Source organism: Virgibacillus oceani (genome assembly GCF_014638995.1).
In the GTDB taxonomy this organism is placed as follows: Bacteria; Bacillota; Bacilli; order Bacillales; family Amphibacillaceae; genus Virgibacillus_E; species Virgibacillus_E oceani.
Window position 1 is genome coordinate 90,867 of sequence record NZ_BMFR01000007.1, and the last position, 23,467, is coordinate 114,333.

The following is a 23,467-nucleotide window of genomic DNA, read 5'->3' on the forward strand; positions in this document are numbered from 1 at the left end:
GCATAGATTGTAATTATTAAATATAACGTATCTATAATATCTTTAAGAAATCATGATTACGTTATAAATACAATTACTAGCAGCCCGTATACACGGAGACTCCTGTGGGAGATGAGGCATCGGTGATACCCCGGAGCGCGTCAGCGTGAGGAGGCTCATCAGCCGCCCACGGAAAGCGTAGTGTATACGGGCTGCGGGACCAAAGAGCGTCCAAAATGATGCAAAATCACCACAAGCATTTATGTCGCAGTTTGCGGAAACTACGTAGTAAAAAGTTATTGTGGGGTACGGTTCATTTTGAGATGTTCAATACAGAAGGGAGATTGTTCTAGTGTTTTAGAGTTGATCATAAACCTGGAATAAACGTTGTTCCATCTTTTCCCACGAATATAAATTTTCCATTGCTTTACGACCGTTTTCACTCATTAATTTAAATTGGTTTTTATCCTTAAGAATATTTTTTATCGCAGCCGCATACTCTTCAGCGGATACATTTGTTTTATCAATAACCACACCGCATTTGTGTGTTTGAATAAATTTTTCAATGTCATGGGATTTGTTTGCTAGGACAGGTATACCATTATTTAGATAGCTGAAGAATTTATTTGGCATTGCGTAATTGCGATTAAGTGAGTGTTCCAGGTTATCCATGTCAACCCAACCTATATCAACATCCTTCAAATGTGCTGGCAGTGTATTATAATCGACCCATCCAGTTAATTTTATAGTATTCCGAAGATGTGCCGGTATAGAAAATGAATTGCCAAACCGGCTTCCTCCAATAACTTTGAATCGAAATTCGAGGCTTTTGGAGCATATCTCAGCAATGTCAATAATCTTTTCTTTACACCCTTTTTTATCATCAAAGTTTCCTTCATAACCAATCATAATCCCATTGTTATGAAATGTTTTAGGCTGGTAATTTTTTGCGAGGGGAGGGGAATTATAAATCACTTCAACAGGTAATTCTGGCATTTGAGATAAATACCATCCTTTAATCGAATCCGAAACCGTGATGACATAATCAGTTTCTTTAAGCATGGTAAGGAGCTTTTGCTTTAGTAAATGTCTTCTTTCTTCGGAATAACGCGGGTCTAAGGGATCGGGGGTTAATTCATGACTATCGTAGATTAATTTCACATCTTTATTTTTCTGCTTTTTCATTAATCGTTTTATCCCAACTCCAGCAAAAAGGGAAAGGTACTCATGCGTATGATATATATCTGCATCCTCCTCGATAGCTAATCTGGTTAAAGGATTTTTAAAACCTTGTTTTTCCCAAGTGCTTTCATCATTTACTACCTTGTTTAAATGATTTTTGCACGTTTCCCAGTTGTAGGTAATAAATTTAATTCCTTCATGGGTAAAAACCTTATTTCGGAATTGACTTTTATAAGGGGTACCGTCAATATTGAACAAGTTGCCATTTATTCGTGGAACAATCATTGTTACGTGGTATCCTGTTTTTTGTAAACTTTTTGCTTCTTTGCTAAATATTCTTGCGTCCATAAATGGATGGTGCGCAACTACCATGCAAACCTTTTTATTTCGCACAATCATCTTTCCTTTCCTTGGCTGTATTTGCTGCAAAATCACCTACTTTTTCAGCCGGTTTGCTGGATTCCCCGCTACAACTATATTATCTCCCGTGCTTTTTGTAACTACTGAACCTGCACCTATAATGGTATTTGTCCCAATTGTAATCGAAGGCAATAGTGATGCATTATTACCTATCTTGGCTCCTGTTTTAATATAAGGACCTTTTAACGAATAAGGCTCTGCTCCCATATACTTATCATTGGACATCGATACACAAGGACCAATAAAGACATTATCCTCCAGTGTCGTGTCTCCTGTTACATATGCATTAGTCTGAATCGTACAGTTTTTGCCTATGTTTGTGTTTAATTCAACGACAGCAGCCCTGCCGATGATAGACTCTTCACCGATAGAAACATTTTCGCGAATGCTGGCATGGTCGCCAATAAATACATTTTCTCTTATTGCAGATCCAGCGTAGATAGATACCAAATGGCCAATTCTTGCGCCTGATAGAATATGGAGTTCTTTGCTATTCTCCTGAATTTTTCGCATCCGCTGATTTACGCTTGGTTTTATGCCAAGAACACAATTACAGCCAATTGTTACGTTGTCTCCAATGATCGTTCCTTCCAGTATCGTTGTCTGATGCCCGATGACAACATTCTCCCCAATCTTTACATTCCTTTCAATGACGACATGCTCTCCTACCTTTGCACTTTCCGGTATAGCAGACAAGCCATCAGCCTCCTTTATCTTGGATTATACGTTCAATTCTATTAATAAGCTGTTCTGCCCGCTTTTTAATAGAATGTCTGTGCCGAACAAATTCATAACCTTGTTCTGCGATGTTTTGCCGTTCTTGGTTATTTGCTAAATAGTAATCAGCTTTTTCTATGAAATTGTCTTCATTAATCGGTACGAAATGCTTATATGGTATAAAACCAAGATCCTCCAGTTCCTGAAACGTTGGCGCAATCAGCAAGGTTTTGCAGGCAAGCACTTCGAAATATTTTATGACCGGATACTGGAAAACGGATGGACAGGTGAACACAATTTTAGCCCGGTTTAATTCCATTGCATATTTCTGTCCGATGAAATAGTCATTTTCCTTAGGCTTGCTGAAATTCCTGTAGCCAGGATGTTTGTGGTAAACAAAATTGGGATTCGTTTCGTATGCTTTCACTATTTTTTGTCTTAATGGATATACGTCACTGACAGCTCCAGTTAATAACAGGTCAATGTCTTTGTGGATATGATAATCGCGAAATATATCTGTTTCAGCAAAATGAGGGAACCATTCCATTCTAGCAATGTATTCCGGGTAAACCTCGACAAATTTGTCCCTCACAATCGTAAATAGATATTGGATATTATGTTTTGCAATATAATTTCTTCTAAGGTTTACAAAACGATGTACATCATTTATAAATAGTCCAGTTGGAATGCCTGTATGCGCAAGTCCTTTAATCAACGGTGCCATCTGAAGACCCAGGTCATTTAATAGTAAAATAAAGTCTGGCTTTTCCGGAAGCTGCCTCAGGATGGAATCAATATGCCCGGGCTTTCTCCAAAAAAGCACATTCGCTTTTTTCGCTAATTCCTGTTCAAGGTAATAATACATTTTGTGGACAAAGTTCGATGTATCGTCGGCAATAAATAATATCGTTAGCATTTATTTATCTCCTTTCATTTTGTAAATCTAGTATTTGTTCCTAGTATAAGTGCCAAATTTATCATATTCGGTATGAGCGTCCATCTCACTTAGCAGCTTACGCATAGGATATGAAATGAGTAGTAATTAAGTGAGGAGATAATTTATGAAAGTTGGTGTAATTGGAACAGGAAATATGGGAGAAAATCATGTGCGGACATATCTATCATTACAAGACAAATGCCAGTTGATAGGTATATACGATAATGATAAAGAGAGAGCACAGAAAATAGCCAAGAAATACAATGTCAAACAATTTCATTCGATGTCCGACCTGCTTAAAGCGATTGATGCCGCAAGTATTGCTGTACCTACAGAGTTTCATTATGAAATTGGCGTAAATTGTGTTAATCATAAGGTACACATGTTAATGGAAAAACCCATTACAAGCACAGTTGCTCAGGCGGAAAATTTACTTGATAAAGCCAATAATGCAGGGGTTAAACTGCAGGTAGGACACATTGAACTGTTTAATCCGTTCATTCAGTATCTTGGTAAGGAATTGGCGGACCAAACTATCATTGGAATTGAATTTCATAGGATGAGTCCTTTTGATGAACGAATGAAGCATGTTGATGTAGTGAATGACTTAATGATTCATGACATTTATATTTTACAGAAGCTGCTTGATGATAAAGATTTGGATTTTTGTGCAATGGGAAAAACTGTTGAGAAAACACCGGAGCATGCCGTCGTTATTTCCAGGTCCAAGCAAGGGATTATCGCACAGCTGACAGCCAGTTTTAAATCAAAAAGTAAAGTAAGAACGATTCAGGTAGTTACAGAGGATGCATTTATTGAGGCAGACATACTGGAACGAAAAATCAAAAAAACGGGTTCCGGTATGGTACAGATGATCGAGATTGATGAAACGGTACAACCACTACATGCTCAGTTACTGGATTTTATTGATTGCATTCAATTCAATAGGACACCGACTGTTTCTGGAGAGGATGGAATAAAAGCATTACAGATCACAAATAAAATCAGTGACATCATACGAAAGATGGATTAGTGGGACAAAGGGTCTGACCCCTTGTCCCATGACCCCTTGTCCCCTAATTGTCATGAAAAAATACTCTGACTGTGTATCAGAGTATTTTTTCAGGTTGGGGAGTAAGCAGCAGTTAAGCTGTTTGGGGAAAACGAATGAAGTTTATGGAGTCTAGTGAGAGATAGATTTTTGTATTTCCATAACCTGTATTAATATCAATAACCAGAACTAACTCTGCCGTAACAGTTGAGAGAATTCCTTCTACCAGGTTGCTATCTGTAGCTACCTCTACACTTGATCCAATCCGTGTTGCGAGTTCAGCTGCAAATGTGTTTGCAAACATTTATATCCCTCCTGTTTCACTGACGAGTTCAATTTTATCGATTCGAACAAGCACTTGCTCACCAGTTGCTTCAATAATGACGATATAATCTTTTTTTACAAGCAATAGTGTTCCAGTCACTGTACCGAATGGTGTTGTAACCTGCACTTGTTCATTAACTAGACTCAATAACAGCTCACGCATTGTTCTAGGAGTTCCAGGGGGGGGATTTGTCCCATTTCCAGAGTTCCCCGCCCCGCCTATATCAACACCGAAATCGACGTCTAATCCTGGTAAATCTACTGAGAAATCAACATTTGCTCCACTCGTTGTTCCTAAGTTTTGTGAAAGTTGGTTCAGCCATCCTAATAAGGCTCTCTGACTATCTGTTAGTGCCAACTATATTCACCCTTTCTATAATATTTCTCTATTCACTATATGCGTTTATATCTCACCTGTATGGTACATATAATTCATTCATAGATAATTCCACCAATATCATAGATTTTCCTAAATAGACTATAATCTAGCACATATATAATGATTGCGAATACGCTATACAAAAGTATTTTATGGAGGTGTATTTAGATTGGCTAATAGCAACAGCAATTTCCCAAATCAGCTTGTAGATATGCTTGTGGATTCAACACTAAAAAAACATGGTGTCTCGTTGGATGGAACTAAGATTGATGCTCAACAAAAGGAACAATTGAGAAATTTGGTCGATTCCCTTAAAAATAGTGTCAGTGATTTATCACAGCAAAGTATGGCGAAAAAGGAGAATAAAGAAAAGAACGATAAATAGTTATCTAACTAGAATGAATTTATTTAGGGTCATTCCCCCTCTGTAAACAAACGAAAAATCCCGGATAAAGCTGAAGCTTTTCTGGGATTTATGCTTTTTTAGTATAAACGTTTACAAGATTACGTTATCTTTTCTATAAAAATAGGTGTTTTATAGTAGACAATCACCCTTACTATTTTGCTTACCATACATAAGATATTTTAAACGCAAAGAAGGAGGAAAAAAATACTATGCCAAAACCTAAACCTGGCCAAAGTAGAACTGTAGTGGTAGAAAGACAATGTAAGCCCAATAAACCTGACAACTGTCCGAAAGAATGGTGTGCCTTGGATGGAGCATGCAATCACCCAATGGATCCAACAGTGGAACAGGGTGCAAATTCAAAATTAAGCAATGTACAGCATTCGTTTGAATCAATTGTCGTTAAAGATTCATGTGATGTGGAAGTATCATCAAATGACACACAGGCTGCCGTCAATGTTCAGGTAGCTCTTCAGGTTGCCATTGCCCTAGTAATCAGCATTTCCATAGCAGATAGTAATACAGCAAACGAAATAACCCAGGAATTAAATGCTAAATTACAAACTAGTCAAGTGAATAGTCAGCAGGTTTATATTCAAAACTCACGCGGTGTAAATATCACCACTACGGATACGGATATTGCGGTTAATATCCAACTATTGCTGCAAGTATTAATTGCATTGGTTCTTCGACTAGACATTTTATAGAGGTAACTTATTTTAAAAGAACAATGGAGCAGTGAGTTTATTTTATTAAGTAGAAAGGCCATATCCAATTGGGATTGGTCTTTTTTGCTAATTTAGAATAATTGCTGATTAAATACAAATGATAGGAACACGAGAGGAGGAAAATGGATAAATGCTGCAAATGATTATCCGAATATGTTTAGTAGTTATATCATGGTCTTCTCTATTATTATTACCCAAAAAAGTGATAAATAAATTTTTGCCTGTTTCTATATTTACATCGGCATTAGTATTGATCGTATGTGCGCTTTCATTAAAGTATAAATTTTGGGTAGTAAAAGGAAAGCTTGCAACGCAGGTTTTTCATGATCTTAGTTTTGTTTTTGGACCATTTTTTGCAGGGACAATATGGATCTTTCATCTTACCTTTGGCAGGTTTACCCGTTACATATTGATAAATGTCTTTATGAATGCAGCCTTGGCCGTACCGTTAAGCAAGGTATTCGAGAAATTAAAAGTGTCTAAGCTCAAAAACTTTAAGTCATATCATCTGTTTTTTACGTACATGACCTATGCACTGATTATATACGGTTACCAGTATTTAGTGCATCGTTCCAAAGAAGGATCAAAAGCGGAACAGTCCGTATAAAAAGAATACAATTTGATTCTTGAATGAACATGAAAAAATAGCAGGAGATAGTTTCCCATCCCTGCTATTTTTATTCAAATTTCCATGATTGCAGTATATTTAAGCTTTTTTCCTGTTAAAAAATTTCGTCCTTCATTCCCTCTTTATCAATTATGTAATAGCCGTAGCTGTCATTCCATATGAGGTTTTGCTTTTTCAATTGTGTCAGCGTGCGACTGATTGTTTCACGGCTGGTTCCGATCATATTTGCAAGTTCCCGGTTTGTAAATTGGGTGGCGATTCTAATTTGATTATCTTTCGTTTTTATCCCATAATCCTTACCAAGACGTAATAGAAGCATAATGATTTGCTCGTACGTATTGTGTAAAATTTTCTCCTCCAGCCGTTGTTGCAGATCGACCAGTTTATCCCCTAATACGCGAAATAATTTCACGCAAATTTCCGGGTGTGTATACAGAAAATCCTCAAATAAACGAATTGGTATATAAATTAGAACAGCATCCTCCAATATGGATGCGTGAGCCGGATAATTATCCTGTCTGAAAAAACCGGCGTGCGGAAACATATCGTCCGGCTGCAGGATATTGACAATTTGTTCTTTTCCATTTAAATCACTCTTGTATATTTTTACCTTGCCCTGGTGTATAAAGTAAACATTTGTAAGTGGATCACCCTGCATGAAGATATGTGTTCCATGGCGGTACATTCGGAATTTTGCCAAGTCAACAATCGGTTCCATTTCATAGTCAGTTAAATCCTTAAATAATGGGACCTTCTGCAGCAGTTCCTTAATCGATTGTGAATTCATCCAAAAAAAGCTCCTTCCACGTCAAAATAGAAGTGCATTATAGTATTCCATTATATTTTAACATGATATACCCCCTGGATATTTACGAATTTGTGAACAGTTTTCGTAAGCGTGATAAAAATCATAGTTTAATGATGTTCCCGGTCACATCTTTTATTCAATGGACCATTTATGATTAGGGGGAATTAAATTATAACGCTATAAAATAAGGAGGCTGCACAATGAATAAAACGGATTACGCAATTAAAATACACGCACCGGAGATTGAACCGAGGTATCGCCACCAAAAAATTTTTGAGATGTTTGATGAATTGGAAGCGGGGCAATTTATGGAGCTATCAAACGACCATGACCCAAAGCCGCTTCATTATCAAATGATGATAGAACGAGGCGAGAATGCATTTTCATGGGATTATACGGAAGAGGGTCCATCACTTTGGCGGGTGGCAATAGGTAAAAAATAATACATTCGCATAATGGTGTCTAAGCAAAGCTTCTTAATTATGGATAGACTCTTGAATTCATTTTCAAGAGTCTTATCTGATTTTTTGGTGTGAAAAATGTCATATCCAATTATTATATAAATCGATACAATTACATCCGTAACGTTATTCAAACTAATTTTTAGGAGTGGTATCATGTTTCCACAGGACTATAATGAAAATCCGTTTATTGTAATTTGGGAATTAACCCGCGCTTGTGCTTTAAAATGCCTGCATTGCCGTGCAGAAGCACAATATCATCGTGATCCGCGTGAATTGACGTTTGAGGAAGGCAAAAAATTGATTGATGACATATATGAAATGAACAATCCAATGCTGGTTTTTACCGGAGGAGATCCTTTAGAACGTCCAGATGTTTTTGAAATTGCACAATATGCAATACAAAAAGGTGTGCGTGTATCCATGACACCATCTGCGACCCCTAATGTGACGAAGGCTGCCATGCAAAAGGCGAAGGATATTGGACTGGCACGGTGGGCTTTTAGCATTGACGGGCATTGTGCAGAAGTCCATGACCATTTCAGAGGAACATCTGGTTCGTTTGATTTAACAATGAATGCAATTAAATATTTACACGAATTAGAAATGCCCCTACAGATTAATACGGTAATTTCCAAATATAATGCAGATTATTTGGATGAAATGGCAGAAATGGTTGAACGCTTAAACTGTGTATTATGGAGCGTGTTTTTCCTTGTTCCGACCGGTCGGGGAAAAGAATCAGATATGATTTCACCAGTTGAGCATGAACGTGTATTACGGTGGTTATATGATTTATCGAAACGTGTTCCATTTGATATTAAAACAACTGCAGCACAGCATTACCGCCGCGTCGTTATCCAGAACAAAATACGGGAGCAAAAAAGCATTAGTGACAAGGAGCATATTTTCTATGAAGATGCCCTAATGAGCGGTAAGACGGGACAGATTGATGGTTTGGGCCGTGCGCCAAAAGGTGTGAACGATGGAAATGGGTTTGTTTTCATTTCACATACTGGTGATGTTTTCCCAAGTGGTCTCCTGCCGATTAAAGCAGGGAACGTAAGGCAAACGCCGCTTGCTAAGATTTATCGTGATTCGGAAGTCTTTCAAAATTTACGGAATCCGGATAAATATAAAGGTAAATGCGGTGTATGTGAATTCCGTTTTGTATGCGGCGGATCCAGATCAAGAGCCTATAATGTAACAGGAGACTATATGGAAAGTGAACCATACTGCGTTTATATCCCAAAAGCAATGCGCGTGAAGAAAAAGAAGGCTAATAGTAAATAAAAATTGTATTGCAAGCGGGAGGATTAATATCGGCAGGAGAGTCAGAACATCGGCGGTAGAAGGAGAATATCGGCAGGAGAGTCAGAACATCGGCGGTAGAAGGAGAATATCGGCAGGAGAGTCAGAATATCGCCAGGAGAAGCAGAATATCGCCAGGAAAGTCAGAACATCGGCAGAACAAGCAGAACATCAGCGGTAGAGTCCAAACATTGCCCCGTAAACTGAAACACCTTCCAGGGACAAGCTCTGGAAGGGTATTTCGGTTTCTAATGTATACTGCACAGTACAACAGGGCAGTTTTCACAATTTATTTCATCTCTTAGGTGCTGCAGGTCATGGATAATAATATTTCCTTTTTTTGTGGACAGAATGTTATTTCGTTTTAATTCATTTAACATGCGGTTAACACTTTCGCGGGATGTCCCGCCGAAATTCGCTAGTTGCTGATTAGTCAGTATGATATCAATAAAAATATCGCCGTTTTCCAGCTTTTTGCCATAGCTGTTGGAGAGGCGAATTAACGTAGAGTACAGTGCCCCTTTTTTGCCATGTAAGACAAGGTCCCGAAATCTCGTTTGATCTCTGCGGTAATACTCATTCATAATTTTCATGAACTCGATGGCCAAGCCGCTGTTATTAATCAGTTCTTCTTCTAATTCTGATTTTTTAATTACGGCAACTTCACCATCTTCCATAATCTTTGCATTTAATATGTATTTTACATTTTCCGAGTATAGGGAAAGTTCACCGACAATATCATCTTTATTGCATATTCGTAAAGATAGCTCGCGTCCGTCGGGAGAAAGCTTGCCAATCTGAATTCTTCCAGATTTAATGATATACAATTCATCCGCAATTTCACCCTCAGAAAATAAAAATGTATCCTTTTTAATTGGCTTTATATGATCAACCGAATCTAACAAACTCCTTAATTGATCGGACATCTTAGGTCTAAGAGGCATAGTCAATAAACCACCTTTAAAAGTTTTGCATCATGTAAGTTATCGTTTACCTGCCTTTAGCGGTAAAAAAAGCAGTGGTTCAAAACTACTGCCCTACAAGAAGAGTATAACAAGAATTCCCGCGATAAAACAATAATACGAAAAGTATTTTAAATTACCATTAGCCATGATATTGATAAACCACTTTAGAGCGAAATACGAGGCGATGATGGATGCCATAAATGCCAGTAAATACGGAATCATCAACACATCAAAGTTCTTGTCGTTTACAATATCGGAGGCAGACATAACAGTAATGCCAAGGCTGACAGGGATATAAAGCAGGAATGAAAAACGAAGTGCTGTTTCGCGTTTCATCCCAAGCAGCATAGCAGCGACAATTGTAGCACCTGAACGACTTATGCCAGGAATTAATGCAACGGCTTGTGCCAGTCCAACAATAATAGCATCTTTAAGTGATATCTCCCGATCGTTCTTATTACCCCGCAGGTTTCGAATGATCCATAAGGCAAAACCAGTTATAAGGAGTGTCACCCCGACAATCGCAACCGTACTGAGTTTACTTGAGATATAATCTTCAAACAATAAGCCAATGACCCCAGTTGGTATTGTTGCAATCACCAAATACATCATAAATTGAAAATCAGCTTTTGCAGCTTCATCCTTAGCGAAAATGAAACGGAAGAAATTAGTGACGAGGCGGATAATATCCTTGCGATAAATAACCAATACCGCAAGCAGTGAACCAAAATTAACAAGAATCTCAAATGAAAGTCCTTTAATTTCGATGTTAAACAGTTCACGTAAAATGACTAAATGTCCGCTTGAAGAGATTGGAATTGGTTCCGTGAATCCCTGAAATAAACCTAAAATAATATATTTTACTAATAGCCAAAACTCTGTAATATTCTCCATTGCTATACCCCCGGACAGTTTCTATTTTGTTGCTTTTGTTAAAATTGCTGCAGCAGATTGCGGTCGATATCCAATATCCGATTTCGATTCTCTTCTATTTGTTGAAAACTGAGTCACCAACCCAAATCTGGTTGAATAGTCTAGTTGGTGAGGAGGTATAAAAATGAAAATGAATCAGAATTATCACCATATATACGAAATGTGTAAGGATCATATGCATGCTTATGTGCTTGCTGAAATGAATGATGGTTCGAGAATAGATGGTATCGTTACCGGGTTAGACGATGAATATGTCTATCTTGCCGTTCCTTTAGAGCAGCATGAACTTCAGCAACAGGCGAATTTTAATCATGATCAAGACAATCGTCAATTTGGGTTTCCGGGGTATGGATTTGGATACCCGGGATTTGGATATGGGTTCGGATATCCGCCAAGACGATTTAGGAGGCTCATTTTGCCATTGGCTGCCCTGACTGCACTAAGTGTATTGCCATGGTACTAATGAAGGTCACCCGCTAACATAGTAAGGGTCTGTCCGCAACACATTAACTGTTATAAGTTAGTGTATTAGAGACAGACCCCATAAAAGCATCATGTTTATTCTTTTTCCTGCTTAACGACACCTTCACCTAAAATATACACAGCTATAGCCATGATAATAGCTAATGTTACCGTAGACATGATATCGAAATCAGTACCGCCCATACTTGTCAGTACATAAGATATAACGCCGCTAATTAACAACGCCCAAATTAAAGTCCAAATGAACCGCATCTATAACACCTCATTTTTATTACATTCTTAAGTCTAGTTTACCAAAACAGTACAAAAAATAAAAGTATTTCTTAACTATGGGGAATAGTATAGTAATAAAGAGGGAAGGGGATACAAATGGCATATGTTGTAACGAATTGCTTTGACTGGATAGGCTATCATCTTGTTAATCATTTGCTGAATCAGGGTCAAAATGTCATTGGGTTTGACGAAATTTCATCTGATAAAAAAGAGACATTATCATTATTTTTTGGCAGAAACGAATTATTTACATTAAATCCAAGCAAACGAAATAAACAGGGAGATGACATAGCAATTTCGGTTGATGTTCAAACTTCAGGTCACTCGGAACGGACCATTCAATTACGTTTTGATAAACCGGAGGAAAAACGGAAAACAAACATTGTATCAATTAAATTGCCATTATTATTTGGAGAATGGATGGAAATGAATGATGATGGTTTTTATGACAAAAATGATTTCGTCCGATTTGACTCAGAACGATTTCTGACAGAGGCTATTTATATAAAAGATTTCATCTATTGTGTGATGCAATTCACTAAATCCGCTTATTTGCCAGAGTTAATAGAGATAAAGTCATTCAGGGAGAAAGAAATGAATGATGCTGATCAGGAAACCTCCATCTATGTTCGTGACAAAAAGCCCATAACGGAGAACCTAAAAATAGTTCAAGCGCATTACGCAAAATTTAGAAAACTTTACGGTGTAATATAAATGTAACGTTATATAGCATTTACGTAAAACTGGTAAAACGATACAATATAAGAAATAACTGTTGTCATATCAATGTTCAGGGTTAGGAGTGCACATGTTGAAAAAGCTATTCATCCTATCTTTATTGGCATTTGGATTCATTCTACTATCAGGCTGCGGCAGCTATTTTGAAAAGGATAACATTCAAAAAGTAGGAATGCTTGTTGAGGACTCAATTCATGATCAAGCATGGGGCAAAAAAGGGTACAAGGGCCTATTGTCGATTAGTGAAGAATTTGATGTTGATGTATATTTTAAAGAAGGTATTAAAACACAGCAAGATGTTACAGATGCGGTGGACGAGTTTGTAAATAATGGGGTAAATCTCATATTTGGCCATAGCAACACATATGGGAAATTTTTTGTGGATATTGCACAAGCGTATCCAGATGTACAATTTGTATATTTTAATGGCGGATATTCGGCCGAAAATGTTACGAGCTTAAATTTTAATTCCCATGCAATGGGTTTTTTCGGCGGAATGGTTGCTGGGGCAATGACGACAACGAATCAGGTTGGGATTATTGCAGCATACGAATGGCAGCCGGAAATTGAAGGATTTTATGAAGGGGTAAAATATCGAAACCCATCTGCGGAGGTACATATTCAGTATGTGAATAACTGGAGCGACAAAGGTACCGCAATGAAAATGTATCAAGCAATGCTCGAAAACGACATGGATGTTATCTATCCAGCTGGAGATTCCTATAGTGTGGACATTATTAAACAGGCAAACAAGGATGGCATCTATGCAATTGGTTATGTTTCTGATCAATCAGATATAGCTGAATCGACTGTATTAACAAGTACTGTTCAGCATGTTGATAAATTGTACGAGCTCGTCGCGGAAAAATTTAATGAAAAAGAGTTAAAGGGTGACATACTAACTTTTGATTTTCAGGATGACGTCATAACGTTAGGCAACTACAGTCCGGAAGTTCCTGAAGATCTCCAGGATGAAATTAATGAAGCAATTGACGACTACATTGACACGGGGTTATTACCAAACGAATTGGAAAAATAACAGGTGCAATGAACGCACATAATACTGATGTAAGTGTATTGCTTTTATTTATTTTTCTTGCAACGGGGGTAATAATGCATTAAAATTAGTACCAAGTCATAAGAATTGATATAAACAATAGTCCATAAGGGGATGACAATATGAGCGTAGGTATTTTAGGAACAGGTCACTATGTCCCATCCAATGTGGTTACCAATAAAGATATGGAAAAGATAGTGGAGACAAGTGATGAATGGATCAGAACAAGAACGGGCATTGAAGAGCGCAGAATTGCTGGTGATGATGTAGATACATCCGATATGGCATTCTTTGCAGCACAGGATGCGTTAAAAGAAGCGAATATAAAGGCAGAAGAGTTGGATTTAATCTTAGTAGCTACCGTTACGCCTGATTCACCATTCCCATCTGTAGCATGCCGGATACAAGATCGCTTGGGAGCAGAAAACGCTGCAGCGATGGATATTGGTGCAGCGTGCTCTGGATTTATGTATGGCGTAATTACTGCCAAACAATTTATTGACACGAATGCATACAAGCATATTTTAGTTGTTGGCGTTGAAAAGCTTTCCAAAATTACCGATTGGAAGGATCGCAATACTTGTGTACTTTTCGGTGATGGAGCTGGGGCCGCAGTTGTTGGCAAAGTTTCTGAAGGGAAAGGGATTCTTTCGTTTGAATTGGGAGCAAATGGTGCTGGCGGTAAACATTTATACCAGGATGATAAACAGCATCTTATCCAAAATGGCCGCGAAGTTTTCAAATTCGCTGTTAGACAAATGCCTAAATCGGCAGTCAGTGTCATTGAGAAGATTGGATTAAATAAAGATGAAGTGGATTATCTCATCCCCCACCAAGCCAATATTCGAATTATGGATGCGGCACGGGAACGATTAGGGATTTCTGAGGGAAAAATGGCAAAATCAATAACCAAGTACGGAAATACTTCCGCAGCATCTATTCCAATTGCTTTATCAGAAGATGTTAAAAATGGTAAAATTAAAGATAATGATTTACTCGTGTTAGTCGGCTTTGGCGGCGGTTTAACATGGGGTGCGGTTGCGTTGCGCTGGGGAAAATAAAGTCTACAGATAAGATAAGATGATTAGGAGGAGTACCAATGGAAGCAAGAAGAGTTGTTGTCACTGGTCTTGGGGCAGTTTCTCCATTAGGAAATGATGTCCAGTCGACATGGAGTAACATTGTAGCTGGCAATTCAGGAATCGACTTTGTAACAAAGGTGAACAAAGATGACTATCCTGCTAAAGTCGCAGCAGAAGTAAAAGATTTTGATCCAACAAACTATATGGACAAAAAAGATGCAAGAAAAATGGATCCGTTCACACAGTATGCAGTTGCAGCTGCAAAAATGGCTGTTGAAGATGCCAACCTTACGATTAATGAGGATATTGCTAATCGTGTAGGTGTCTGGATCGGTTCTGGAATTGGCGGAATGCAAACGTGGGAGGACCAGCATACGAAATTATTGGAAAAAGGTCCGCGTAAAGTAAGTCCGTTCTTTGTACCAATGATGATACCTGACATGGCTGCTGGCCAAGTATCCATCCAGTTAGGTGCAAAAGGAATTAATTCATGTTCGACAACTGCCTGTGCGTCTGGGGCTAACTCAATTGGTGACGCGTTTAAAGTAATCCAGCGCGGCGGGGCAGACTACATGATTACTGGTGGAACAGAGGCACCAATTTCGAATATGGCTTTTGCAGGATTCAGTTCTGCTAAAGCATTGTCATTAAACGAAGATCCATCAAAAGCAAGCAGACCATTCGATTTGAACCGTGATGGCTTTGTTATGGGTGAAGGTTCGGGAATTTTAATTTTGGAAACACTGGAATCTGCACAAAAACGCGGCGCTAAAATTTATGGGGAAATCGTTGGTTATGGTGCTACTGGAGATGCCTATCATATTACAGCACCAGCATTAGACGGTGAAGGTGCGGCTAGAGCCATGCAGCAGGCGTTAAACGATGCGGAAATGACTGCAGCAGATGTTGATTACATTAACGCCCATGGTACAAGTACAAACCTAAATGATAAATTTGAAACACAAGCGATAAAAACAGTCTTTCAGGATTATGCGCGAGGTGTTGCGATTTCATCAACAAAATCGATGACTGGACATTTGCTTGGTGCAGCGGGCGGAATTGAGTCTGTGATCGCATTAAAGTCAATTGAAGATAGTATTATTCCAGCCACGACTAACTATGAAACTCCGGATCCTGAATGTGATCTGGATTACGTACCAAATGAAGCCCGTAAACAAGAAGTAAATGTCGTCATGAGTAATTCACTCGGATTCGGCGGGCACAATGTTTCATTGATATTTAAAAAGTTTAACTAAATGACGCAGAAGGCTATTTCAATAAGGCATGATGACCTTGGATGGGATAGCCTTTTTGTGTGCGTTGTTTTAGGAGTTATGGTTGATTTAATGATAAGTGTCCAAAATGAGCGGTTGATTTACGATTCGGATGAAAAAATATAACCCAATAAACAATTGAATAAAACGCAATTTTACTTGAATCCCTCAAATTAAACATGTATCCACTCTTGTCCGCATAAAATGAAAAAAAGGCTTGGACAAGCACGGGGTGGATGGATAATGTTTTCTATATTTTTATTTTTGCTTGGATTTGGACTGGCAGTGACCGGCGGGGTTACGCTTATTGCATATACAAACTTTTTGCCGGCAGGGTTGAGCTGGGGGGATTATCTGGTTTTTATTATGGCACGGCCAGAGTGTTACTTTTTGCCAATCGGTTTTGTGATTATGGCAGTTGCGCTATATAGTTACCCAAACAACTCTTAAATTAGGCTTCACTTAGAATAATTTTTTTAATGATGGTCATAATGTATTTTAAATGATTTCATTCAAAAAAAGTGAGGGTTGTATATGTTATATTTACACGATGTTTGGGTGAATTGGTTTGAAGGGGAAGAGAACGGGTACAACGTGTGTTTTTTTCATGAGTGGCGTAAAGATGATGGAATTGAACTGTTAGATCAGGTTCCGCTGCTTTACATAAACAAAGGATTGTATAATTATATTGAAAATGATATGCATGATTTGCCTAAACCAATGCTTGATGCCATTTATAAACGTGCATATGTCAGAAAAGGGCAGGAACGAACTGTTTTAGATTATGCTTGTGTTGTAACAGACGGAACAGATATCATTGCAATTGATACGATTGGATACCAAATCCCAATTCGCAAGAGCAGATTGATTCCAAGGCAGGAACAGCTCGTATTCGATATGATTGATGGAACCAAACCGCAATCATTTAAATTTGATGAAAGTATGATGAAAAAAGAATACCATATGCTATCCATGCCACCGGATCTCGTTTTCGGATTAACGCGAAGAGAACGCCAATTAAAGCAGCTGCTCATGATGGCACTTGATCAACTACATACAACGAATAACCTGGAGGAATTACGCTATTGGCTAACGGAATGGAACCCAAAGGAATATCCGTATATCCGGTATATGGATGAGGAAAAGGTATGGCAGGCATTATATCACGGGGTAAAAAATGGCTGGAGCAAAGCACATGAGGATTTATGCGGGAAGTTAATCAAGGGCCAGCCATTCCTTGAAAAAATGTGGGAGCTTGAGAATACACAAGACCATAATACGTCTAAACTAAAAAAATAAATCAGTGAGGCCAAGTCACCTCACTGATTTATTTTTTACGTTTTACCCTGCCAAGTCCCATTGCTTTTTTAGCTTTGGCCAATGTTTTGTTAGCTGTAAGCGCTGCTTTTTCTGCACCATTATCAAGTATATGGTCTAACGTTTCTGACTCAATTAGTTCATTATAGCGTTCTTGGATTGGCGCTAATACATCAATTACGGCATTGGCAACGCCCTGCTTGAATTCACCGTAGCCTTTCCCTTCATATCTAGCTTCAATAGTTTCAATAGTTTCCCCGGTACAGCTTGCGTAAATTGTTAACAGGTTGGACACGCCAGCTTTGTTTTCTTTATCGAATGTAACAACACCTTCCGAATCCGTAACAGCACTCTTAATTTTCTTTTCAATTTTTTTCGGCTCATCCAACATGGAAATATATGCTTTTTCGTTTTGATCGGATTTGCTCATTTTTTTAGTAGGCTCTTGAAGGGACATGATTCGCGCGCCAACTTTTGGAATGCTGATTTCTGGTATTGTAAAGATGTCGTTGTATTTATTATTAAACCGTTGTGCTAAATCCCTTGTCAGTTCAAGATGCTGCTTCTGATCTTCGCCAACTGGGACGAGATCCGTATTGTATAGTAAAATATCTGCAACCATTAATGGCGGATATGTTAATAATGCCGCTGACACTCCATCTTTACCAGCGGATTTATCCTTAAATTGTGTCATCCGCTCTAATTCACCTATATAGCTGACACATTGAATTAACCAACCTAATTGTGTGTGTGCAGGCACTTCTGACTGAATGAACAAGGTAGATTTTTCCGGATCAATTCCAGCTGCTAAATACAAAGCAGCCAGTGAGCGAATATTTTTTCTTAATTCTAAACGATCTTGCGGAACCGTAATCGCATGTTCATCAACGATACAAAAATAGCAATTATGATCTTCTTGCAGGTCAACAAATTGTTTCATTGCGCCTAAATAATTTCCGATGGTTAACGTTCCACTTGGCTGAATTCCTGAAAATATTGTTTTCATTCGTATCACTCCGTTTATATTATTAACTTCTTAAGGCATTAAAAAAAGCCCATTTATCCCATCAAAAGGGACGAATGAACCGCGGTGCCACCCTTGTTATCTTACGGCTTTTGTAAGATCACTTAATTATCGATCAGCTCTAAAGTCCAATTCCAATCTACCTTGATGCTTGTTTCCAGCTGCCACAAGCTCTCTATAAATCAGCGGGTAATTGTACTGCGCCTTTTTCATTGCTTTGATATTGAGTTTTTTATTATTATATAAAGTTTGGTGTTGAAATGCAAGAATGAAAACTTTATAAAAGTTTCAACCCAATGTGATGAAAGAGCAATAAAACGGAAAAAAGTTCAACCATTGCGAGAATTTTTGAGTGGGTTAAGGAAATTTTTTGGTGCAGAACTTGATTAATAGCATACATACAAAGAATAGATTCAACGGAATACAGCTAAAATTAATGCCTATTTGATTATTATAGTGAATAAGGGTAGTGATATTTTATCCTATTTTTACAGTGGAATTTATCTTTTTTCACCTGTCCTAAAATTTTTTTACTTCTTCTAATCGCTGGGTACAAAGGTTTCTTATCAATTCGTATAGAGTAAAAGTACAGGGTTGACAATATACCATCAGGGGTATATTATTGTTGCATAGTGCTTTTATAAGAGGGGAGATTGGTGATTCTGGTTATTGTCATTCTCCCGCTTGTTTTGTTCCTCTAGCAGATGCATATGCGAGTCTACATTAGTAAAGTGGAATCCTATTGTAATGAATCTACAGTACTTTTTGACACTAGATATTACTGTACCACTTTATCGAGGTATGATAAAGCATGCTTCCTGTATTCCACTTGCGTACCTGAATTGCATCAAATAATATGGAAATATAGAGAAAAATTTAAGTCTATGTATTTTGCGTAAAAGAACATCATGCTATTGGATATAAACTAGATAAAGAACAGTGAAAGGAGTGTAACGCATGAGATATGACCCTAAAATTAAAAATAGAATGAAACGTGTTGAAGGACAGGTTAGAGGTTTATTAAAAATGATGGAAGAAGAAAAAAATTGCCGTGATGTTGTTACTCAAATGTCAGCTGTTAGAAGTGCTTTAGACCGAACAGCGGCGTTAATTGTCAGTACGAATCTTGAGCAATGTATCCGTGAAGAAAAGGAAAACGGTCAAAATTCCGAGGAATTAATAAAGGAAGCTGTTAATTTACTTGTTAGAAGCAGATAAGAAGGTTAGGTTGACAAAAAGTTTATTAGCATTTACCATAGCAAGCGGGTTAAGCAATTAGCCCAATTTTTTAAAACAATTTATATACCCCTACAGGTATAGGTATATTCAAAAGACTTTTTTTTGTTATTTTTATACCCTTGTTGGTAAGTAGGCTGCAAAAGGAAAATATAAAAGTGAAAAATTTGGAGGGAATATTAATATTAATGAAGGAAATTACAGCAAAAGAATTAGAAAAGAAATTAATAGATGGTGAAAAAGTAAGTATTATTGACGTTCGGGAAGACGAAGAGGTAGCACAAGGGAAAATACCCGGTGCTCGTCATATCCCACTTGGCCAATTAACTGATCATCTTGATGAAATAGACAAAAATCAGCATCATTATATGGTTTGTCGTTCTGGTGGCCGAAGCGGAAGTGCGTGTTCATTCTTAAGTAAGCATGGCTATGATGTTATCAATATGGCTGGGGGCATGTTGGATTGGGAAGGTGAAATAGAGAAATAAAGGAGGATTTTAATGAGCATTACAGTAAATGAAACGCTAGATGCAAGGGGCTTAGCATGTCCAATGCCGATTGTTAAAACCAAAAAAGCAATTACGAACTTACAACCCGGTCAGGTTATTGAAGTTCAAGCGACCGATAAAGGTTCAGCTGCAGATATCAAGGCATGGGCAAGCAGCACCGGGCATCAGTATCTTGGGACAATAGAAAAAGAAAATGTGCTAAAACATTATATACGAAAAGCAACGGATGAGGAAACAAAGGTAGAGACGAAACATGAAGAAATTATAAATTTGGAAGAACTGCGCAGCAAAATAAACGGGGATGAATCTATCATCATACTTGATGTTCGGGAATCTGCTGAATTCACATTTGGCCATATAGATGGTGCAGTAAATATACCTCTTGGGGAATTAGATCAAAGGTTTTCAGAAATTGATAAAGATAAAGAAATTAATGTCATTTGCCGTACAGGCAATCGTAGTGATTTAGCTGCACAAAAATTAACTGAAAAGGGCTTTAAAAATGTAAAAAATGTATTACCCGGTATGAGTAAATGGGAAGGCCCAACTGAAAAAGTAATTAAAAACTATTAAACACATTTGGAGGAATTTAAAATGGCAAACACAAAAGTAGCGATTATTGCGGCAAACGGAACTTTATTTGATGCGTATAAGGTATTTAACCTAGCAACGGCGGCAGCAGCGTCTGATGCAGAGGTAGGAATTTTCTTTACGTTTGAAGGATTGAATTTAATTCACAAGGAAGCACACAAAAATCTTCCGCTACCAGTAGGGAAAGAACATTTCGGAGAAGGATTTAAACAAGCAAATGTTCCATCTATTGAGGAACTAGCAGGTATTGCTCAGGAATTGGGAATTAGACTAATTGGGTGTCAAATGACAATGGATGTCATGAACTTGGAGAAAGATGCCTTTATTGATGGAATTGAAGTAGGCGGTGCTGCTACATTTATGGAATATGCAAAAGATGCTGATATCACATTATCATTTTAATTTGGAGGGGAATCGATGTCTAACGCAATATCAACAAAAGAATTGGCTAAAAAGATTATTAATCACGAAGATACGTTAATTTTAGATGTTCGCAATACAGATGAATTCGATAATTGGAAAATTGAGGGGGAGAAGGTTGAAATTCTTAATGAACCGTACTTCAACTTACTAGATGGTATTGCCCTTGTAGCAGACAAGTTACAAAAAGAACAGGAAATCATTGTCGTTTGTGCACAAGGCGGTTCATCCGAAATGATAGCTGACTTTCTTGAGGAAGCTGGTTTTACCAATGTATATAGCCTAGAAGGTGGAATGAAAGCATGGAGTGAACACTTAGAACCTGTAAAAATTGGGGATTTGAGTGACGGAGGAAGTCTATATCAATTTGTTCGTCTTGGTAAAGGTTGCCTTTCCTACTTTATTGTATCGAATGGAGAGGCGGCAATTGTGGATGCTAACCGTATGATCGATATTTATGAGGACTTTTCAAAGGAACAAGGTGTTCAAATCAAACATGTCATTGACACTCATTTACATGCTGATCATATCTCTGGTGGACGCAAATTAGCAGAGAAGGTAGGCGGAGAGTATTACTTGCCGCCGAAAGACGCTACAGAGGTGATGTTTGATTATACACCGCTTGAAGATGGTAAGGACATTATCGTAGGGAATACTTCTGTACAAGTTCAACCCGTATACTCGCCGGGACATACTAATGGAAGTACATCATTTATTGTGGATGATACGTATTTGTTGACCGGCGATATTCTTTTTGTTAAGTCGATCGGTCGCCCGGACTTGGCTGGATTGGCAGATGATTGGGTGGGGGACCTACGTAATACACTCTATTCTCGATATAAAGAGTTATCTGAGGATTTAATCGTGCTACCTGCCCATTATTCATTTGCAGAAGAACTGGGTAAGGGTGGTAAAGTATCGGCTCGATTAGGCGATCTTTACGGAAGAAATTCAGGTTTGCAAGTAGATAATGAAAATGAATTTAGAAAAATGGTAACCGAAAATCTCCCGCCACAACCAAATGCATATGAAGATATTCGTAAAATAAATATGGGAAAAATCACACCTGATATAGATAAACAAAAAGAAATGGAAACAGGCCCCAACCGTTGTGCGGTTGAAGGATAATTAGAGGAGGAGAAATAATGGAGGTAAACAAAGTTATAGATGCAAAAGGATTGGCATGTCCAATGCCAATCGTTAAAACAAAAAAAGTAATGGATGAATTAAATTCTGGTGACATACTAGAGGTTCATGCGACAGACAAAGGTGCCAAAAGTGATCTTTCTGCATGGGCGAAATCTGGCGGTCATGAAATTTTAAAAAATACGGAAGAAGGCGATGTACTCAAGTTTTGGATAAAAAAAGCATAAAGGTGACCCATTTGCTATGGGTTCCCTCTTGTTAAGGGGGGCTATTCTATGGAAATTAGTTTTGTTTATATTATTTCTATTTTTTTAATTGGTTTTATTGGATCATTTATATCCGGAATGCTTGGGATTGGCGGAGCAATTATTAATTATCCAATGTTGTTATATATCCCTGCTGTCTTAGGAATTGCAAATTTTAGTGCATATGAAATTTCGGGTATCACGGCTATTCAAGTGCTGTTTGCAACAATAGGTGGTGTTTGGGCGTATCGAAAAGGTGGATATTTAAATAAATGCCTAATTGGCTATATGGGGATAAGTGTATTAATCGGTAGTTTTGCAGGTGGGTTATTTTCCTCGTATATGTCTGAAGAGAGCGTAAACTTGGTATATGGCGTATTGGCATTACTTGCTGTAATCATGATGTTCATGCCTAAAAAGGGAAGCGATGAAATCCCTTTTGATACCGTGAATTTTAATAGATGGATTGCAACTTCACTTGCACTAATTGTTGGAATTGGTGCGGGCATTGTAGGTGCTGGTGGAGCATTTCTGTTAGTTCCTATTATGCTGATTGTGTTGAAGATACCTACAAGAATAACAATTGCTTCGTCTTTGGCCATTACATTTATCTCGTCTATCGGTGCAACATCAAGTAAACTATTGACAGGGCAAGTGTTATTTATACCCGCTGCAATAATGATTGTTGCGAGTTTACTTGCATCTTCATTGGGTGCAAACATTGGGAAAAAGATAAATACGAAGGTGCTGCAATTGATTTTGTCAGTCTTAATTTTAGTAACGACAATAAAAATTTGGGTTGATATCTTCATGTAATATGACTTGGTAGGAGGAGAAATTACT

General features: G+C 37.9%; 30 protein-coding genes and 1 other annotated feature. Of the genes, 20 read left to right on the top strand and 10 right to left on the bottom strand.

Annotated elements, in window-relative coordinates; translation table 11 throughout:
• Window positions 1-336: 336 nt before the first annotated feature.
• The 3 genes from IEV74_RS10295 to IEV74_RS10305 are packed head-to-tail and all read right to left on the bottom strand — an operon-like array spanning window position 337 to window position 3,214.
• Window positions 337-1,554, bottom strand: a complete 1,218-nt coding sequence (locus tag IEV74_RS10295) for a glycosyltransferase (RefSeq protein ID WP_229683124.1) — start codon at window positions 1,552-1,554, stop codon at window positions 337-339.
• 42 nt (window positions 1,555-1,596) lie between these two features.
• Window positions 1,597-2,277, bottom strand: a complete 681-nt coding sequence (locus IEV74_RS10300) for an N-acetyltransferase (protein WP_188455303.1) — start codon at window positions 2,275-2,277, stop codon at window positions 1,597-1,599.
• A gap of 4 nt (window positions 2,278-2,281) precedes the next feature.
• Entirely contained in the window at window positions 2,282-3,214 is a 933-nt protein-coding gene (locus tag IEV74_RS10305) for a glycosyltransferase family protein (protein WP_188455304.1), read from the bottom strand.
• A 145-nt stretch (window positions 3,215-3,359) separates the two neighbouring features.
• Here IEV74_RS10305 and IEV74_RS10310 point away from each other — a divergent pair, with 145 nt between their 5' ends.
• The gene (locus IEV74_RS10310) at window positions 3,360-4,268 is read left to right on the top strand and encodes a Gfo/Idh/MocA family protein (RefSeq protein ID WP_188455305.1); all 909 of its coding nucleotides are present in this window, start codon (window positions 3,360-3,362) and stop codon (window positions 4,266-4,268) included.
• Between the two features lie 112 nt (window positions 4,269-4,380).
• On the opposite strand, the gene IEV74_RS10315 is transcribed toward IEV74_RS10310, so the two are convergent.
• Window positions 4,381-4,590, bottom strand: a complete 210-nt coding sequence (locus IEV74_RS10315; protein ID WP_188455306.1) for a hypothetical protein — start codon at window positions 4,588-4,590, stop codon at window positions 4,381-4,383.
• A complete protein-coding gene (locus tag IEV74_RS10320) occupies window positions 4,591-4,968 on the bottom strand; it encodes a DUF2642 domain-containing protein (protein ID WP_188455307.1) in 378 nt (125 codons plus the stop codon).
• 190 nt (window positions 4,969-5,158) lie between these two features.
• Here IEV74_RS10320 and IEV74_RS10325 point away from each other — a divergent pair, with 190 nt between their 5' ends.
• The 3 genes from IEV74_RS10325 (at window position 5,159) to IEV74_RS10335 (ending at window position 6,730) form a co-directional block, all read left to right on the top strand.
• Window positions 5,159-5,374 carry a hypothetical protein gene (locus IEV74_RS10325; protein WP_188455308.1) on the top strand — a complete coding sequence of 72 codons (216 nt, stop codon included), beginning with the start codon at window positions 5,159-5,161 and terminating at the stop codon, window positions 5,372-5,374.
• 230 nt (window positions 5,375-5,604) lie between these two features.
• Entirely contained in the window at window positions 5,605-6,102 is a 498-nt protein-coding gene (locus tag IEV74_RS10330) for a spore coat protein (RefSeq protein WP_229683125.1), read from the top strand.
• A gap of 151 nt (window positions 6,103-6,253) precedes the next feature.
• Entirely contained in the window at window positions 6,254-6,730 is a 477-nt protein-coding gene (locus IEV74_RS10335) for a hypothetical protein (RefSeq protein ID WP_188455309.1), read from the top strand.
• 115 nt (window positions 6,731-6,845) lie between these two features.
• On the opposite strand, the gene IEV74_RS10340 is transcribed toward IEV74_RS10335, so the two are convergent.
• On the bottom strand, window positions 6,846-7,538 hold the full coding sequence (locus tag IEV74_RS10340; RefSeq protein ID WP_188455310.1) for a Crp/Fnr family transcriptional regulator: 693 nt from the start codon (window positions 7,536-7,538) through the stop codon (window positions 6,846-6,848).
• 221 nt (window positions 7,539-7,759) lie between these two features.
• Between IEV74_RS10340 and IEV74_RS10345 the strand changes: the two genes are divergently transcribed.
• Window positions 7,760-8,002 carry a DUF2249 domain-containing protein gene (locus IEV74_RS10345; RefSeq protein ID WP_188455311.1) on the top strand — a complete coding sequence of 81 codons (243 nt, stop codon included), beginning with the start codon at window positions 7,760-7,762 and terminating at the stop codon, window positions 8,000-8,002.
• A 174-nt stretch (window positions 8,003-8,176) separates the two neighbouring features.
• Window positions 8,177-9,313 (top strand): TIGR04053 family radical SAM/SPASM domain-containing protein, encoded by a 1,137-nt coding sequence (locus IEV74_RS10350; RefSeq protein WP_188455312.1) that lies wholly within the window; start codon window positions 8,177-8,179, stop codon window positions 9,311-9,313.
• Window positions 9,314-9,579: 266 nt separating this feature from the next.
• Here IEV74_RS10350 and IEV74_RS10355 read toward each other — a convergent pair whose 3' ends face one another.
• The gene (locus IEV74_RS10355) at window positions 9,580-10,275 is read right to left on the bottom strand and encodes a Crp/Fnr family transcriptional regulator (protein WP_188455313.1); all 696 of its coding nucleotides are present in this window, start codon (window positions 10,273-10,275) and stop codon (window positions 9,580-9,582) included.
• 93 nt (window positions 10,276-10,368) lie between these two features.
• Window positions 10,369-11,181, bottom strand: a complete 813-nt coding sequence (locus IEV74_RS10360) for an undecaprenyl-diphosphate phosphatase (RefSeq protein ID WP_188455389.1) — start codon at window positions 11,179-11,181, stop codon at window positions 10,369-10,371.
• Window positions 11,182-11,353: 172 nt separating this feature from the next.
• Here IEV74_RS10360 and IEV74_RS10365 point away from each other — a divergent pair, with 172 nt between their 5' ends.
• Window positions 11,354-11,692: a hypothetical protein gene (locus IEV74_RS10365; protein ID WP_188455314.1), complete on the top strand. Its 339-nt coding sequence runs from the start codon at window positions 11,354-11,356 to the stop codon at window positions 11,690-11,692.
• 95 nt (window positions 11,693-11,787) lie between these two features.
• Here IEV74_RS10365 and IEV74_RS10370 read toward each other — a convergent pair whose 3' ends face one another.
• Window positions 11,788-11,964: a DUF2929 family protein gene (locus tag IEV74_RS10370; RefSeq protein WP_188455315.1), complete on the bottom strand. Its 177-nt coding sequence runs from the start codon at window positions 11,962-11,964 to the stop codon at window positions 11,788-11,790.
• A gap of 117 nt (window positions 11,965-12,081) precedes the next feature.
• Between IEV74_RS10370 and IEV74_RS10375 the strand changes: the two genes are divergently transcribed.
• The 6 genes from IEV74_RS10375 to IEV74_RS10400 all read left to right on the top strand — a co-directional run bounded on the left by IEV74_RS10375 (window position 12,082) and on the right by IEV74_RS10400 (window position 17,435).
• Window positions 12,082-12,699, top strand: a complete 618-nt coding sequence (locus IEV74_RS10375) for a Rossmann-fold NAD(P)-binding domain-containing protein (RefSeq protein WP_188455316.1) — start codon at window positions 12,082-12,084, stop codon at window positions 12,697-12,699.
• A 94-nt stretch (window positions 12,700-12,793) separates the two neighbouring features.
• On the top strand, window positions 12,794-13,762 hold the full coding sequence (locus IEV74_RS10380) for a BMP family ABC transporter substrate-binding protein (protein WP_188455317.1): 969 nt from the start codon (window positions 12,794-12,796) through the stop codon (window positions 13,760-13,762).
• Window positions 13,763-13,902: 140 nt separating this feature from the next.
• Entirely contained in the window at window positions 13,903-14,841 is a 939-nt protein-coding gene (locus IEV74_RS10385; RefSeq protein WP_188455318.1) for a beta-ketoacyl-ACP synthase III, read from the top strand.
• A 38-nt stretch (window positions 14,842-14,879) separates the two neighbouring features.
• Entirely contained in the window at window positions 14,880-16,118 is a 1,239-nt protein-coding gene (gene fabF / locus IEV74_RS10390) for a beta-ketoacyl-ACP synthase II (RefSeq protein ID WP_188455319.1), read from the top strand.
• A 261-nt stretch (window positions 16,119-16,379) separates the two neighbouring features.
• The gene (locus IEV74_RS10395) at window positions 16,380-16,586 is read left to right on the top strand and encodes a YuzI family membrane protein (RefSeq protein WP_188455320.1); all 207 of its coding nucleotides are present in this window, start codon (window positions 16,380-16,382) and stop codon (window positions 16,584-16,586) included.
• Between the two features lie 84 nt (window positions 16,587-16,670).
• Window positions 16,671-17,435: a YjbA family protein gene (locus IEV74_RS10400; RefSeq protein WP_188455321.1), complete on the top strand. Its 765-nt coding sequence runs from the start codon at window positions 16,671-16,673 to the stop codon at window positions 17,433-17,435.
• A 28-nt stretch (window positions 17,436-17,463) separates the two neighbouring features.
• On the opposite strand, the gene trpS is transcribed toward IEV74_RS10400, so the two are convergent.
• The gene (trpS, locus tag IEV74_RS10405; protein WP_188455322.1) at window positions 17,464-18,459 is read right to left on the bottom strand and encodes a tryptophan--tRNA ligase; all 996 of its coding nucleotides are present in this window, start codon (window positions 18,457-18,459) and stop codon (window positions 17,464-17,466) included.
• Window positions 18,460-18,522: 63 nt separating this feature from the next.
• Window positions 18,523-18,699, bottom strand: a binding site (T-box leader).
• A 735-nt stretch (window positions 18,700-19,434) separates the two neighbouring features.
• Here trpS and IEV74_RS10410 point away from each other — a divergent pair.
• The 7 genes from IEV74_RS10410 to IEV74_RS10440 all read left to right on the top strand — a co-directional run bounded on the left by IEV74_RS10410 (window position 19,435) and on the right by IEV74_RS10440 (window position 23,440).
• Window positions 19,435-19,695 (top strand): metal-sensitive transcriptional regulator, encoded by a 261-nt coding sequence (locus tag IEV74_RS10410; protein WP_188455323.1) that lies wholly within the window; start codon window positions 19,435-19,437, stop codon window positions 19,693-19,695.
• A 206-nt stretch (window positions 19,696-19,901) separates the two neighbouring features.
• Window positions 19,902-20,201 (top strand): rhodanese-like domain-containing protein, encoded by a 300-nt coding sequence (locus IEV74_RS10415; protein ID WP_188455390.1) that lies wholly within the window; start codon window positions 19,902-19,904, stop codon window positions 20,199-20,201.
• Between the two features lie 12 nt (window positions 20,202-20,213).
• On the top strand, window positions 20,214-20,795 hold the full coding sequence (locus IEV74_RS10420; protein WP_188455324.1) for a sulfurtransferase TusA family protein: 582 nt from the start codon (window positions 20,214-20,216) through the stop codon (window positions 20,793-20,795).
• Between the two features lie 21 nt (window positions 20,796-20,816).
• On the top strand, window positions 20,817-21,215 hold the full coding sequence (locus tag IEV74_RS10425) for a DsrE/DsrF/DrsH-like family protein (protein ID WP_188455325.1): 399 nt from the start codon (window positions 20,817-20,819) through the stop codon (window positions 21,213-21,215).
• Window positions 21,216-21,230: 15 nt separating this feature from the next.
• Complete coding sequence (locus IEV74_RS10430) at window positions 21,231-22,361, top strand: MBL fold metallo-hydrolase (RefSeq protein ID WP_188455326.1); 1,131 nt, start codon at window positions 21,231-21,233, stop codon at window positions 22,359-22,361.
• A gap of 17 nt (window positions 22,362-22,378) precedes the next feature.
• Complete coding sequence (locus IEV74_RS10435) at window positions 22,379-22,606, top strand: sulfurtransferase TusA family protein (RefSeq protein WP_188455327.1); 228 nt, start codon at window positions 22,379-22,381, stop codon at window positions 22,604-22,606.
• A 48-nt stretch (window positions 22,607-22,654) separates the two neighbouring features.
• Entirely contained in the window at window positions 22,655-23,440 is a 786-nt protein-coding gene (locus tag IEV74_RS10440; RefSeq protein ID WP_188455328.1) for a sulfite exporter TauE/SafE family protein, read from the top strand.
• Window positions 23,441-23,467: the final 27 nt, after the last annotated feature.